General features: G+C 69.5%; 13 protein-coding genes. 1 reads left to right on the top strand and 12 read right to left on the bottom strand.

Features of this window, described 5'->3' with window-relative positions:
- On the top strand, nucleotides 1-300 hold the full coding sequence (locus tag H7X47_RS03255) for a hypothetical protein (protein WP_193367157.1): 300 nt from the start codon (nucleotides 1-3) through the stop codon (nucleotides 298-300).
- 5 nt (nucleotides 301-305) lie between these two features.
- Here the strand turns inward: H7X47_RS03255 and H7X47_RS03250 are convergent, their stop codons facing one another.
- The 12 genes from H7X47_RS03250 to H7X47_RS03195 form a co-directional block, all read right to left on the bottom strand.
- Entirely contained in the window at nucleotides 306-1,124 is an 819-nt protein-coding gene (locus H7X47_RS03250; protein ID WP_193367156.1) for an ATP-binding cassette domain-containing protein, read from the bottom strand.
- Complete coding sequence (locus H7X47_RS03245; RefSeq protein ID WP_193367155.1) at nucleotides 1,121-2,110, bottom strand: ABC transporter ATP-binding protein; 990 nt, start codon at nucleotides 2,108-2,110, stop codon at nucleotides 1,121-1,123. The genes H7X47_RS03250 and H7X47_RS03245 overlap by 4 nt, the downstream gene beginning before the upstream one ends.
- Entirely contained in the window at nucleotides 2,107-2,979 is an 873-nt protein-coding gene (locus H7X47_RS03240; protein WP_193367154.1) for an ABC transporter permease, read from the bottom strand. Before H7X47_RS03240 ends, H7X47_RS03245 begins: the two co-directional genes overlap by 4 nt.
- Complete coding sequence (locus H7X47_RS03235) at nucleotides 2,972-3,928, bottom strand: ABC transporter permease (protein WP_193367153.1); 957 nt, start codon at nucleotides 3,926-3,928, stop codon at nucleotides 2,972-2,974. The genes H7X47_RS03240 and H7X47_RS03235 overlap by 8 nt, the downstream gene beginning before the upstream one ends.
- A 176-nt stretch (nucleotides 3,929-4,104) precedes the next feature.
- Nucleotides 4,105-5,523 (bottom strand): ABC transporter substrate-binding protein, encoded by a 1,419-nt coding sequence (locus tag H7X47_RS03230; protein ID WP_322096446.1) that lies wholly within the window; start codon nucleotides 5,521-5,523, stop codon nucleotides 4,105-4,107.
- Between the two features lie 146 nt (nucleotides 5,524-5,669).
- Nucleotides 5,670-6,947, bottom strand: coding sequence for an acetylornithine deacetylase/succinyl-diaminopimelate desuccinylase family protein (locus tag H7X47_RS03225; protein WP_193367151.1), 1,278 nt, complete (start codon nucleotides 6,945-6,947; stop codon nucleotides 5,670-5,672).
- 52 nt (nucleotides 6,948-6,999) lie between these two features.
- Nucleotides 7,000-8,181: an AGE family epimerase/isomerase gene (locus tag H7X47_RS03220; RefSeq protein ID WP_193367150.1), complete on the bottom strand. Its 1,182-nt coding sequence runs from the start codon at nucleotides 8,179-8,181 to the stop codon at nucleotides 7,000-7,002.
- Between the two features lie 156 nt (nucleotides 8,182-8,337).
- A complete protein-coding gene (locus tag H7X47_RS03215; RefSeq protein ID WP_193367149.1) occupies nucleotides 8,338-9,330 on the bottom strand; it encodes a hypothetical protein in 993 nt (330 codons plus the stop codon).
- A 2-nt stretch (nucleotides 9,331-9,332) separates the two neighbouring features.
- Nucleotides 9,333-9,590 carry a hypothetical protein gene (locus tag H7X47_RS03210; RefSeq protein ID WP_193367148.1) on the bottom strand — a complete coding sequence of 86 codons (258 nt, stop codon included), beginning with the start codon at nucleotides 9,588-9,590 and terminating at the stop codon, nucleotides 9,333-9,335.
- On the bottom strand, nucleotides 9,583-10,362 hold the full coding sequence (locus tag H7X47_RS03205) for a DUF2589 domain-containing protein (RefSeq protein WP_193367147.1): 780 nt from the start codon (nucleotides 10,360-10,362) through the stop codon (nucleotides 9,583-9,585). Before H7X47_RS03205 ends, H7X47_RS03210 begins: the two co-directional genes overlap by 8 nt.
- 53 nt (nucleotides 10,363-10,415) lie before the next feature.
- Complete coding sequence (locus tag H7X47_RS03200; RefSeq protein WP_193367146.1) at nucleotides 10,416-11,234, bottom strand: hypothetical protein; 819 nt, start codon at nucleotides 11,232-11,234, stop codon at nucleotides 10,416-10,418.
- A 197-nt stretch (nucleotides 11,235-11,431) separates the two neighbouring features.
- On the bottom strand, nucleotides 11,432-12,022 hold the full coding sequence (locus H7X47_RS03195) for a DUF2589 domain-containing protein (RefSeq protein ID WP_193367145.1): 591 nt from the start codon (nucleotides 12,020-12,022) through the stop codon (nucleotides 11,432-11,434).
- Between the last annotated feature and the right edge of the window lie 221 nt (nucleotides 12,023-12,243).

Raw genomic sequence — 12,243 nt, 5'->3', positions numbered from 1 at the left:
ATGGATTTCGAAGCCTTCCGCGCCAGCCTGACGGAAGCGGAACCGCCGGCGGGTCAGCCGCCCCTGCTGACGGCGCTGTGGCACGCCGCCAAGGGCAACTGGGACACCGCCCACGGCATCGCCCAGGACGACGGCAGCGCCGAGGGCGCCTGGGTGCACGCCTACCTGCACCGGGTCGAGGGTGATGAAAGCAATGCCGGTTACTGGTACCAGCGCGCCGGCAAGCCGCACTGCCGCCAAAGCCTGGAGGAAGAGTGGGCCGAGCTGGCCCAGTCCCTGCTGCACGGCGCGCCGCTGTAGAGGTTTTAGACGGCCCGCCGGCGCGGCCCGCCGATGCGCGGCACCGCCGCCAGCAGCGCCCGGGTGTAGGGATGCCGCGGGGCGCCGAACACTGCCTCCGTTTCCCCCTCCTCCACGATTTTGCCGTCGCGCATGACGATCACCCGGTCGGCCACCTGGCGGACCACGGCCAGGTCGTGGCTGATGAAGAGGTAGCTGAGCCCCAGGCTCTCGCGCAGGTCCATGAAGAGGTTCAGCACCTGGGCCTGCACCGAGACGTCGAGGGCCGAGACCGCTTCGTCGGCGACGATCAGGTCGGGACGGGTGATGAGGGCGCGGGCGATGGCGATGCGCTGGCGCTGGCCGCCGGAGAACTCGTGCGGGAACCTGTCGGCGTCGCTCTCCTTCAGGCCCACGGAGCCCAGCACTTCGGCGATGCGCGCAAGCTTCTCCGCGCGGCCGACCCGCTCCAGCGCGTCGAGTGGCTCGGCGACGATCCAGCCCACCTTGCGGCGCGGGTCGAGCGAACCGTAGGGATCCTGAAAGACCATCTGGGCGTGGCGGCGCAGCTTGCGCAGCTCGCCCGGCGACGCGGCGAAGACGTCCTTGCCGCAGAGCGTGACGCGGCCCGCGGTCGGCGCCTCCAGAGCGAGGATGGTGCGGGCCAGGGTCGACTTGCCGCTGCCCGACTCGCCGACCACCGCCAGGCTCTCGCCGCGCGCCAGGGTCAGGGAAACGTCGTCGAGGGCGCGGTGACGCGGCGGCGCCGCGAAGAGCCGGCGGCGCGGCAGGGCGTAGTCGAGGGTCAGGTTCTCGACCTTGAGCAGGACGTCGTCGCCGCTCATGGCACGCCCTCCTCTTCCAGGCAGGGGTGCAGGCAGGCGACGCCGTGGGCGGCGTCGAGGGCGCGCTCGGCCGGCTGCGCGGGCAGGCAGTCGTCCTGGACGCGCGGACAGCGCCCGGCGAAAACGCAGCCGGCGGGGCGGTGGCGCGGATCGGGCACCTGGCCGGGAATAGTGGCAAGGCGCCGGCCGGCGGGCAGGGCGGCCTCCAAGGCCCCCGGAGAAGCGGCGAAGAGGCCGCGGGTGTAGGGGTGCGCCATGCGCTCGAAGACCGCCGGGGTGGCGCCGCGCTCCACCACGCGCCCGGCGTACATCACCAGCATGCGCGCCGTGTTCTGCCAGACCACCGCCAGGTCGTGGGTGATGAGCAGCAGGGCGAGCCCCGCCGCCTCCGTCACCTCGGCCAGCAGGTCGAGGATCGCCGCCTGACTGGTGACGTCCAGGGCCGTGGTCGGCTCGTCGGCGATGAGCAAGGCCGGCTCGCAGGCCAGCGCCATGGCGATGACCACGCGCTGACGCTGCCCGCCGGAAAGCTGGTGCGGATAGAGGTCGGGCGAGAAGCGCGGCTGCGGCAGGCCGACGCGCGCCAGCAGCTTCACCGCCCGCGCTTCCGCCGCGCCGCGCGACAGGCCGAGATGCCAGCGCAGGCCCTCTGCCACCTGGAAGCCGATGGTCTTCACCGGGTTGAGCGCCGTCATGGGTTCCTGGAACACCATGGCGAGGCGGCGTCCGCGGATATTGCAGAGTTGCGCCTCCGGCAGCGCCAGCAGGTTCTCTCCCTCGAACTCGATCTCGCCGGCAACCCGCGCCTGGGCCGGCAGCAGCCCCATGAGCGCCAGGGCGGTCATCGACTTGCCGCAGCCCGACTCGCCGACGATGCCGAGGCTCTGCCCCGCCGCCAGCTCGAAGGAGACGTCCTGCAGGATGGGCGCCGGCCCGTCGGGTGTGTCGAGGGTAACGCAGAGGTCGGTGACGGAGAGCAGGGTCATCGCTGCCTCCGGAGGCGCGGGTCCAGCAGGTCGCGCAGGCCGTCGCCCAGCAGGTTCAAGCCCAGCACCGTCACCATGATGGCCAGGCCCGGGAAGATCGCCAGGTGCGGCGCGAGGCTCATGAGGGTCTGCGCCTCGTTCAGCATCTTGCCCCAGGACGGTGCCGGCGGCTGGGTGCCGAGGCCGAGGTAGCTGAGGCCCGCCTCCGCCAGGATCGCCAGGGCGAACTGGATGGTCATCTGCACGATGAGCAGGCTGGCGATGTTGGGCAGGATGTGTTCGACGGTGATGCGCGTCCGGCCCTTGCCGGCGACCCGCGCGGCCAGCACGAAGTCGCGCTTCCAGAGGGACAGCGAGGCGCCGCGCGTCAGCCGCGCGAAGACGGGAATGTTGAAGATGCCGATGGCGATGATTGAATTAATGGCGCCGGGGCCGAGCACGGCGGTGATCATCACGGCGGAGAGCAGCGCCGGGAAGGCGAAGGTGAAGTCGTTGAAGCGCATCACCACTTCCTCGACCAGACCGCGCCGCGCGGCGGCCAGCGCGCCCAGCGGCACGCCCAGCCCGGCGCCGATGCCGACGGCGACCAGGGAGACGGCGATGGAGTTCACCGCCCCGGCCATGAGGCGGGACAGCACGTCGCGCCCATAGAGGTCGGTGCCCAGCCAATGATCAGCCGAGGGCGGCTGCATACGGTTCGGGATATCGATGGCGTCGATGGGATGGGGCGTCCAGACCAGGGAGACCAGCGCCACGGCGATGAGCAGCGCCGTTACGCCCAAGCCGAAGACGAAGGCGGCGGAACCGCGCCCGCGCGTCCAGTACTCGCGCCACACCGCCGCCGGTTCGCTTCGTCCTAGCTCACTCATAGGACCGGCCTCCGCGCAGGCGCGGGTCGATGACGGCATAGGCCAGGTCGACCAGGAAGTTCACCACCACCACGGCGGCGGCCAGCAGCATCACCAGGTCCTTCACCACGATGAGGTCGTGCTGGGCGATGGCCTGGAAGACCAGGCGCCCCAGGCCCGGCAGGTAGAAGACGTTCTCGATGATGATGGTGCCGGCCAGCAGGAAGGAGAATTGCAGGCCCATGATCGTCACCACGGGGATGAGGGCGTTGCGCACGGCGTGGCGCCACAACGCGGCAGAGCGCGTCAGGCCCTTGGCGCGGGCGGTGCGCACGAAGTCCTCGCCCAGGGTCTCCAGCACCGAGGAGCGGGTGACCCGGGCCAGGATCGCCGCCTGCGGCAGGGCCAGCGCCACCGCCGGCAGGATCAGCGTCTTCAGCGCCGGCCAGGCCCCGGCCTCCCAGCCGGCAAAGCCGCCGGCCGGCAGGATCTGCCAGTGTACGCCGAACAGCAGGATCAGCAGGATGGCGAACCAGAAATTGGGGATCGCGATGCCGAGCTGGGTGAAGCCCATGACGCCCGCGTCCGCCGCGCGGCCGCGTCGCGCCGCCGCCAGCACGCCCAGCGGAATGGCCAGCGCCGTGGAAAGGCAGATGGCGATGAGGGCCAGCGGCAGGGAGAGGCCGAGACGCTCGCGCACCAGTTCCCAGACCGAGACGCCGTAGGTGTAGCTGGTGCCCAGGTCACCGCTGGCCAGGCCGCCGAGCCAGAGGACGTAGCGCTGCGCCGCCGGCAGGTCGAGGCCCATCTGCTGGCGCAGGGCCGCCAGGGTGTCCGGCCGCGCGTTGATGCCCAGCATGACCGCCGCCGGGTCGCCGGGCAGCACCTCCATCACCAGGAAGACCACCAGGCTGGCGACCAGCAGGGTGACGACCAGGGCGGTCAGGCGCTGCAGCAGGAAGAGGGCCATGGAACGCTACGGAGCAGCCGCAAGGATATCCCCTCCCCCCTTGTGGGGGAGGGCTAGGGTGGGGGGGATGCGGTGGTTCCGCTTGATCCATCGCTGACGGCTTACGCCGACCCCCCTCCTCAATCCTCCCCCGCAAGGGGGGAGGAGGAACTTTCTAGCCGAGGCTAGGTCGGGTCTTACTTCCAATAGACTTCCGTCAGGTCGTTGGCCTGCACCGGGCTGTTCTCCCAGAGGCCCATGACGTCCTTGTTCCACACGCCGTGCTTGGCGAGCTGGAAGAGGAAGACGTTCACCGAGTCCTCGGCCAGCTTCTTCTGCGCTTCGGCGAGGATGGCATAGCGGCCCTTCTCCGCCACGGTCGCCTCCAGCTTTGTCATCAGCGCCTGGAAGTCCGCGTCGTGGTAGTCGAAATAGTAGTCGTCGCGGGCATAGATGCCGATGTCCATGGGCTCGGTATGGGAGACGATGGTGAGGTCGTAGTCCTTGGCCTTGAAGACCTGCTCCAGCCAGCCCTTCCATTCCAGCTGCTCGATCTTCGTCTGCACGCCGACGGCGGCGAGCTGGGCGGCGATGATCTCCCCGCCGCGGCGCGCGTAGCTGGGCGGCGGCAGCTTGAGACTGAGCGTCAGGCCGTCGCCGTAACCGGCCTCGGTCAGCAGGGCCTGGGCCTTCTCCCGGTCATAGGGGTAGCGCCCGGTGAGGTCGACATAGGCCGGGTGGTGCGGGGCGAAGTGGGTGCCGATGGGCGTGCCGTAGCCGAACATGGCGCCGTCGACCACCGCCTTGCGGTCCACGGCATGGGCGAGCGCCCGGCGCACGCGGAGATCGCTCAGCGCCTTGCGCCCGTTGTTCATCGCCAGGATGGTCTCGCCCTCGGTGGAGCCGACCTTCACGGTGAAGCGCGGATCGCCCTCGAACTGGGCTAGGGCCTCCGGCGCCGGGAAATTCGCGAAGGCGTCCACGTCGCCGGCCAGCAGCGCCGCGGTGGCGGCGGCGGGGTCGGGGATGATCTTGATGGTCGCCTTGGCCAGCTTGGCCGGCGTGCCCCAGTAGTCGGGGTTGCGCGACATCTCGATGCGGTCGCCCTTGACCCAGCGGTCGAACTTGAAGGGGCCGGTGCCGACGGGCTCTGCGTTGTTGGTCGCGGCGCTCTCCGGCGCCACGATGACCGCGTCGCCCCAGCCGAGGTTGAAGAGGAAATTGCCCGCCGCCTGCTTCAGGGTGATGACCACGGTGGACGCATCGGGCGCTTCGACCGAGGCAATGGGGGCGAAGAGGCCCTTCTGCGCGTTGGTGCTGTCCTCGGCCAGGGCACGGTCGAGGGAGAATTTCACGTCGGCGGAGTCGAAGGCCGTGCCGTCGTGGAAGGTCACGCCCTGGTGCAGCTTGAAGGTATAGGTCAGGCCGTCGTCGCTCACCGTCCAGCTCTCGGCCAGCGCCGGCTTCACCGCGCCGTTGCGGTCGATGCGGGTCAGCCCCTCGAAGATGTTGGCGTAGACCACCTCGTCGATGGCCGCCGCCGCGCCGGCCGTCGGGTCGAGGTGCGGCGGCTCCAGCACCATGGCGAGGACCAGGCTGTCCTTGGCGGCCTGCACCGTGGACGCCCCCGCGAGGGTCCCACAAGCAATGAGAGCGGCTGCGCACGCACGGGCAATAAACGGTTTCATGAGTCCTGCTCTGCCTCCGTTCTTTCGCGCGGTCCGGCGGGAAGACCGGCCGCTTTTCTTATCATAGCGGGAGTTTAGCGGGCGCCCGCCTCCCCCAAAAGCGCCAAAGTCGCGGCGGCCATGACCTTGGCCGAGGCCACCATGTCGTCGATGCCGACGTACTCGTCGGGCTGGTGCGCCAGGTCCAGGATGCCGGGCCCGTAGGCGATGCAGTCCTCCAGGTGGCCGACGCGCACGATGTGCTTCTGGTCGTAGGTGCCCGGCGAGACCACCTGCTCGGCCGGCCTGCCCAGCACTTCCTCGATCGCTTCGGAAACGGCGCGCACTACCGGCGCCTCCGGGTCGGTCATGGTCGGTTGGAAGGCCAGCACCTCGCGCAGGGCGTAGTCGAAGCCTTCGCGGTCGTGCTTCAGGCTTTCCAGCAGGGCGACGATCTCCCGCTTCACCTCCTCCGGGTCTTCCTCGATCAGGTAGCGGCGGTCCAGCACCAGGCGGCAGGAGTCCGGCACCAGGGGCGCCGGCAGGCCGTCGAAGTCTTCGCTGAGGCCGCCGTGGATGGAGTTGATGTTGAGGGTCGACTGGCGCGCGCCTTCGGGCACCACCGGCATCTCGGTGTGCTTTTCCGCCAGGGCCGGATAGAGCTCGCTTTCCAGCTTCTGCAGGAAGGCGCCCATGTGGCGCACCGCGCAGTCGCCGAGGAAGGGCATGGAGCCGTGGGCGATGCGGCCGTGGGTTTCGATCTCCGCCCACCAGACGCCGCGGTGGCCGATGCAGACCCGGTCGACGTTCAGCGGTTCCGGGATGATCACATGGTCGACGCGCGGGCGCGAGAAGAAGCCCTGCTTGGCCAGGTAGCCGACGCCGCCGTAGCCGCCGGTCTCCTCGTCGACGGTGCCGGAGACCTCCAGCGCGCCGGGCAGGTCGTTGTGTTCTTCCAAGAGGGCCTCGACAGCGATGACGGCGGCGGCGAGGCCGCCCTTCATGTCGCAGGCGCCGCGCCCGTAGACCTTGCCGTCGCGCACCAGGCCGTCGAAGGGCGGCACCGTCCAGCCCTGGCCCACCGCCACCACGTCGATGTGGCCGTTGAAATGGATGCAGGGGCCGGGCCGCGTGCCTTCCTTGCGCGCCACCACGTTGGTGCGCGGATACTTGTCCGAGTCCCCCGCCGCCCCCTCGCCACGGTGATAGCCGACCTCAAAGCCGCGCGCCTGCAGGCGATCGCCGAGGAACTCGGCACAGGGCGTGTAGGCCTCGCCCGGCGGGTTCACCGTGGGGAAGCGGATGAGATCGCGGGTCAGTTCGACCAGATCGTCACGCTTGGCGTCGATACGGGCAAAGAGGGAATCGTGCATGGCCCAAGCCTAGACCCGCCAACGCCCTGACCGCCAAGGAAAATTGTGCGATTCAGGCGCCCAGCGCCCGCAGCACTTCGTAGCAGGCGCCCATGGTGTGATAGTCGGTCTTGCCGGCGGGGGACTTCAGGTCGTCGTACTTCCTGTTGTCGCGCGTCAGGATGCGGAACCAGGCGCCGTGGTCGTGGTCGATCATGTGGTCCCAGGAATACTGCCAGAGACGCTGGTACCAATCCCGGTAGTGGGCCTCCTCCGTCGCCAGTTCCAGCAGCTTGGCCGCCGCGAAGCTCTCGGCCTGGACCCAGAAGTACTTGTCGCCGTCGCAGATCCGGCCCTCCGGGTCGAAGCCGTAGCAGAGGCCGCCGTGGACTTCGTCCCAGGCGAGGTCCACCGCGCGGTCGAAGAGGTCCCGCGCGACCTGCAGGTGCCAGGGTTCGGGCCGGTGGCGATCGAGGATCAGCAGCAGCTTGGCCCACTCGGTCTGGTGGCCCGGCTGGAAGCCCCAGGGGCGGAAGAGGTGTTTGGGATTATCGCGGTTATAGTCCCAATCGACCGACCAGTCGGGACGGTAGTGCTCCCAGATCAGCCCGCCGGCGAGCGCCGCCTGGCGCCGCGTCACCTTGTCGGCCAAAAGCGCCGCGCGGTCGATATAGCGCGCCTCCCCGGTCGCCTCGAAGGCCCAGAGCAGCGCCTCGCAGGCGTGCATGTTCGCGTTCTGGCCGCGGTAGGGGCTGACCTCGGAGAAATCGGGCGACGCCTCGTCCCTGTAGAGGCCGTGCTCGGCGTCCCAGAAGCGCGTCTCCATGACCTCCCAGGCCCGCTCCAGGCTCTGGCGACCCTGCGGCAGCCCGGCCAGCAGCGCCGTGGCCCCGGCCAGCATGACGAAGGCCAGGCCGTAGCAGTGGTTGGTGGCGTCCTTCACGCCGTCGCCGTCCAGCACCCAGGCGTAGCCGCCCGAAGGCTGGCGGTGGCGTTCTTCCAGGAAGGCCAGGCCATGCAGGGCCCAGGCGAGGTGTTCTTCGCCGCCGAAGCGCCGCGCCGCCAGGGCGTAGTTGAAGACGAAGCGGGCGGAGGAGACCAGGTGCCGCGTCTCCCGGTCATAGACGCTGCCGTCGTCGCGGAAGTGCTGGAAGAAGCCGCCCGCCGGATCGAAGACATTGGGTTCGTAGAACGCCAGCGTGCGCCGGATGTGGTCTTCCAGAAATGCGGGATTCGCGAAATCAGGGTATTGCATCAGCCGCCCTGCGTCCTTCGAGACACCTGTCCGCGCTATCGCCCGGCCAGGCTCCTCAGGATGAGGTCAAATCTTTATGGCATAAAGAGAAAATCCCTCATGCTGAGGAGCCCGCATCGGCGGGCGTCTCGAAGGGCGAGACGTGCTTGCCGTGCCTCAACCGGGCGCGCGGCTGAAGCGCAGCAGCCAGAGCCGTTTCAGCCACCAGAAGGCGCCCCAGGGATGGGCGCGCCTGAACCAGCGCCGCCAGCCGAAGCGCGGCGGTTCCCCCGGTTCCAGCTTTACGAGGCGCAAGGCCTTCACCGCCGCCCCCGCCTCCGGTGCGGGAGTCTCGACCGCCTGGATGCGGTCATCGGCCAGCGTGATGCGCAGGCTCACCTCCGCACCGCCGCGCCGCGGATCGTGGAACCAGAGACGCACGCGCTCGACCCCGTCGCGGCCCAGACTCAGCTCGTCCTCCAGGCGGTAGGCCACCGCCCACTGCGGCGCCGCGTCCTCGGCATCGCGGATCAGCTCGACCAGGCAGGGCTCGCGGGCCGGCAGGCGCCGGCGCAGCTCGGCCAGGGTGCCGCGGCACTGCATGGCGATCCAGCGCCCGCCGCCGGCGACCGGCGGGTTCAGCTCCAGGGTCACCTCGACCTCGCTGAACAGGCCGCTGGCGTTCAGTTCCTGCTGCAGAGCGCGGGTGAGCTGGGCCGCCGGCAGCCAGTTGTCCGGCACCCGCCCCAGGATCGCCCGCCACTGCAGCGCCTCGGCGCCCTGGGCCGCCAGCGCCGCCCGGCAGCGCGCCACCAGGTAGGGGCGTAGCTTTTCCCAGACCGGCCGGTTGCGGGGGTTGGTGATGCCGCCGACCTCGGCCCGCGGCACCGGCAGCCGTTCGCGATGATAGTCGGCGGCGGCGATCGCGAGCGCCACGGCCTGCAGGTCGGCGGCGTCCAGGGACTGCGCCGCCAGGGCCTCGACCAGACCCGCCGCGCCGAAGGTGTCGGCCTGCTCGCCGTAGAGGTTGGTGAGGCGCGCCGCGGCTTCGGCGCCGGCGGCGGCCTGGTCCGCGGCGAAGCCCGCCGCCTCTTCCGGCGTCAGCAGCCAGTCGGGCCAGCCCGCGGGGTCGTCCAGCCAGGGACGGAAACGGCTTTCGTAGAAGGACAAGGCTAGCGGCGGCGGCGGCGAGGTTCGGATTGCGGAGCAGCGGCGGCGGCGCGGGCCGGCGCGGTCTCCTCGTACCAGCGCCCCAGCGCCGCGAGAGCCTCGGCCGAGTCCTCGCGCTTCACTTGGAGCTCCAGGCCGCAGGCGGCGCAGACGATGGGCTGGCCGCTCAGCACCGCCGCGATGGGCAGCGCCAGCGTCTGCCCGCAGTCGGGACAGGGGATCCGGCCCGGCGTCGTCGCGTCGGGTTGCGGCTCAGCCATTGTTGCGGCTCCGGCGCTTGCGGTTGCCGGAGCGGGCCGGCGGCGTCTCGGGCGGCGGCAGCGGCGTCTGCCGCGTGGTCTCGCTGGCCAGTGCCAGCAGCTGCGCCAGGCCGCTGGGCATGTCGGCCTGCTCGATCCTCAGCTTCATCTTCACCAGCATGTCGACGGAGCGGCGGTCGCCCGCGCGCGGCTCGCGCGCGAAGGTGGCGCGCAGGGTGGCCGGCGGCTCGCGCAGCGGACCCGCGTCCTGCGGCTTGATGAGCTGGTTCACCTCCGCCTGGCGCTGCGGCAGGGCCTCGGTCTGAACGATCTTCACGGTGTAGTCCAGCTCCGCATCCTTGATCTGCAGGGCCGGGATGGGAAGCATGGAGAGCAGCGGGATCTGCACCTCCACGTCTTCCTCGGTGCCGTCGGCGTTGCGGCGCCGGCGGGTGAAACGCGCCATCTGCAGATCGCCGAGGTCGCCCATGCTGCCAGGCTCACCTTCTTTCGGGCCGGTGAAGCCGACGGCGCGCACGAAGCGGGCCGTGGCCATGGCCGACTGCGCCTCGGCGTCGACCAGGGCGTGGATCGGCGCGCCGATCAGCTGGGAGAGGGAGAGCACGCCGCTCTGCGGCTCCGGCAGGTCGCCGGAAGCGCGCGGACCGGCGCCGCCGTCACCGGCGCCATTGCCGCCATTGCCGCCATTGCCGCCATTGCCGCCATTGCCATTGCCATTGCCGCCGGCCGCGGTCACCTGACCGTCATTGCCATTGCCGTTGTCGCCCGCCATCTCACACCTTCCCGCCGCCTATTCCGGCTTCAGATCACCCGGAGGTCAAGCGCTCACTCCGACGTCAGGGCGTGGCGCGTGACGTGGTCACCGACCTTCACCTCGGTCCACACCATGTTGCGCACCACGGCCTTGATCTTCAGGCTGGAGAGCGCCGCCTCACCGAGCTGCGAGAGCTGGCCGCCCTCGACCATGATCTCCAGGCGCGCGTCGCTGTTGCCCTGCCAGATGGTCTTGATCGGCTCGCCCATGGCGGCCACCACCTTCTTGATGTCCGCATGGGCCACCACCGGCTGCACCAGCCCGTAGAGCGCCTGCTTCATCTCCCGCTCGCCCTCCTCGGTGGCGGCGACGCCGTCCAGGGCGTACTGCTCCAGCGCCCAGCGGAAGGGCCGCTCCAGGTCGGCCAGCGCCATGTCGAGGTTGAAGTTGCCGTTGTCGTCGATCAGGTGGGTGTAGGACTCGATGAAGTAGCGCAGCACCTTCTGGCGCATCTCGATGCGCAGCACGGTCGAGGTGAAGCCCTTGCTGATGTACTTCTTGCGGGTCGCGGCCAGCGCGTCGTCGTCCAGCTCGCGCCTCCCGGCGAGATCGAGGAAGGTGGCGACCAGGCGCTCCACCGAGCGCTCGAAGAGCACCGCCGCGTTGGCTTCCTGGCTTTCGTGGTTGACCTCGCTGTCGGGCACGCCGGCGATGGAGAACTTGAGGTCCAGCTCGACCTCCTCCACATCGGCGCGCGGCACCGGAAAGCGGCGCAGCAGGTAGTCGTTCTCGTAGTAGCGGGAGATCGAGCGTGAATAGAGGTCGGCGCTGAAGCGCGCTTTCGCCAGGTCGCGCAGGATAGCGCCAACGATCTGCTGAAGATCGGCCATTCGGTCTTGCTTTGCCTCCCCCTCGGCGCCGGGCCTTCGCCCCGCCGCTTCCCCAGACTACGCCGGGTTGCGCCCCGCACGCCAGCCGCCCAGCCAGCCGATCAGCCCGCACCACAGGCGGGTCTGCACCCGGCGGAAACGCGTGACAGCGCTGGGACGGCCCGGCAGCTTGCCGTCTTCAGACGGCCCCAGCGCGATCAGTTTCCCCCGCCGCCTCCGCCGCCGCCACCGCCACCCGGCTGCTCGGCGATCGCCGGCGGCGCCTGGATGGTGTCGGCCAGGATGTTCAACATCTTGGCGAGGCCGGCCGGCAGCTCGTCCTGCACGGCGTGGACATGGACGTCGATGGTGGTCTCCACCGCGTACTTGGAGTTCTTGGTCGACTCCGAATCCTTCTTGGAGGAGATCGAGGCTTCCAGGCTCGCCTTGAAGAAGAGGTAGCGCGCGCTGGCGTTGACCTTGGCCTGCTTGTTCACCGACTGGACCGTCTTGTCCTCGCTTTCCGTGCTGGAGGAGACGTTGGCCTTGAAGTCGATGGTCATCTCGTCGATGCGGATGAAGGGGATCGGCACGATGGTCAGGAGCGGCACCGTGATCTCGCTCTCGGTCTTCCCCTTCTTCGCGGTGAAGGTGATGTTCTGGACCGCGCCCTTGTCGTCGAAGCCGATGTTGCGGATGAAGTTGACCGACGACATGGCCGCGCGGGCCTGGGCCTCGATCGCCGCGTCGAGCGGTCCGCCGATCAGCGAGCCGAACGGAAGTGCCTGTAATTCACCTGCGACTGCCATGGTCTCCCCTCCACCCTATGTCTGCCGCCGCCACAGGCTCAGCACATCCCCCGGCCTAGGTGCGGCGTCCTATTGTCGACAGAGTATATCCGGCTGGTTTTAAGGCAGCAATTAGCTTTCCGGCACAAAGGGATTACTTCCATCCGCGTAGTTTCAAAGTAACTCTGTGATATAAATGTGGCCCCGGAGAAATGAAACCGCCCCCTTTCACCATACTGTAT

The sequence above is a fragment of the Pelagibius marinus genome, assembly GCF_014925385.1.
GTDB classification, from domain to species: Bacteria; Pseudomonadota; Alphaproteobacteria; order Kiloniellales; family Kiloniellaceae; genus Pelagibius; species Pelagibius marinus.
This window is presented reverse-complemented; position numbering and strand designations above follow the sequence as displayed.

Excerpts from the sequence above, each read along its gene's own strand:
- H7X47_RS03255 (WP_193367157.1), top strand. The coding sequence starts at position 1 with ATGGATTTCGAAGCCTTCCGCGCCAGCCTGACGGAAGCGGAACCGCCG.
- H7X47_RS03250 (WP_193367156.1), bottom strand. The coding sequence starts at position 1,124 with ATGAGCGGCGACGACGTCCTGCTCAAGGTCGAGAACCTGACCCTCGAC.
- H7X47_RS03245 (WP_193367155.1), bottom strand. The coding sequence starts at position 2,110 with ATGACCCTGCTCTCCGTCACCGACCTCTGCGTTACCCTCGACACACCC.
- H7X47_RS03240 (WP_193367154.1), bottom strand. The coding sequence starts at position 2,979 with ATGAGTGAGCTAGGACGAAGCGAACCGGCGGCGGTGTGGCGCGAGTAC.
- H7X47_RS03235 (WP_193367153.1), bottom strand. The coding sequence starts at position 3,928 with ATGGCCCTCTTCCTGCTGCAGCGCCTGACCGCCCTGGTCGTCACCCTG.
- H7X47_RS03225 (WP_193367151.1), bottom strand. The coding sequence starts at position 6,947 with ATGCACGATTCCCTCTTTGCCCGTATCGACGCCAAGCGTGACGATCTG.
- H7X47_RS03220 (WP_193367150.1), bottom strand. The coding sequence starts at position 8,181 with ATGCAATACCCTGATTTCGCGAATCCCGCATTTCTGGAAGACCACATC.
- H7X47_RS03210 (WP_193367148.1), bottom strand. The coding sequence starts at position 9,590 with ATGGCTGAGCCGCAACCCGACGCGACGACGCCGGGCCGGATCCCCTGT.
- H7X47_RS03205 (WP_193367147.1), bottom strand. The coding sequence starts at position 10,362 with ATGGCGGGCGACAACGGCAATGGCAATGACGGTCAGGTGACCGCGGCC.
- H7X47_RS03200 (WP_193367146.1), bottom strand. The coding sequence starts at position 11,234 with ATGGCCGATCTTCAGCAGATCGTTGGCGCTATCCTGCGCGACCTGGCG.
- H7X47_RS03195 (WP_193367145.1), bottom strand. The coding sequence starts at position 12,022 with ATGGCAGTCGCAGGTGAATTACAGGCACTTCCGTTCGGCTCGCTGATC.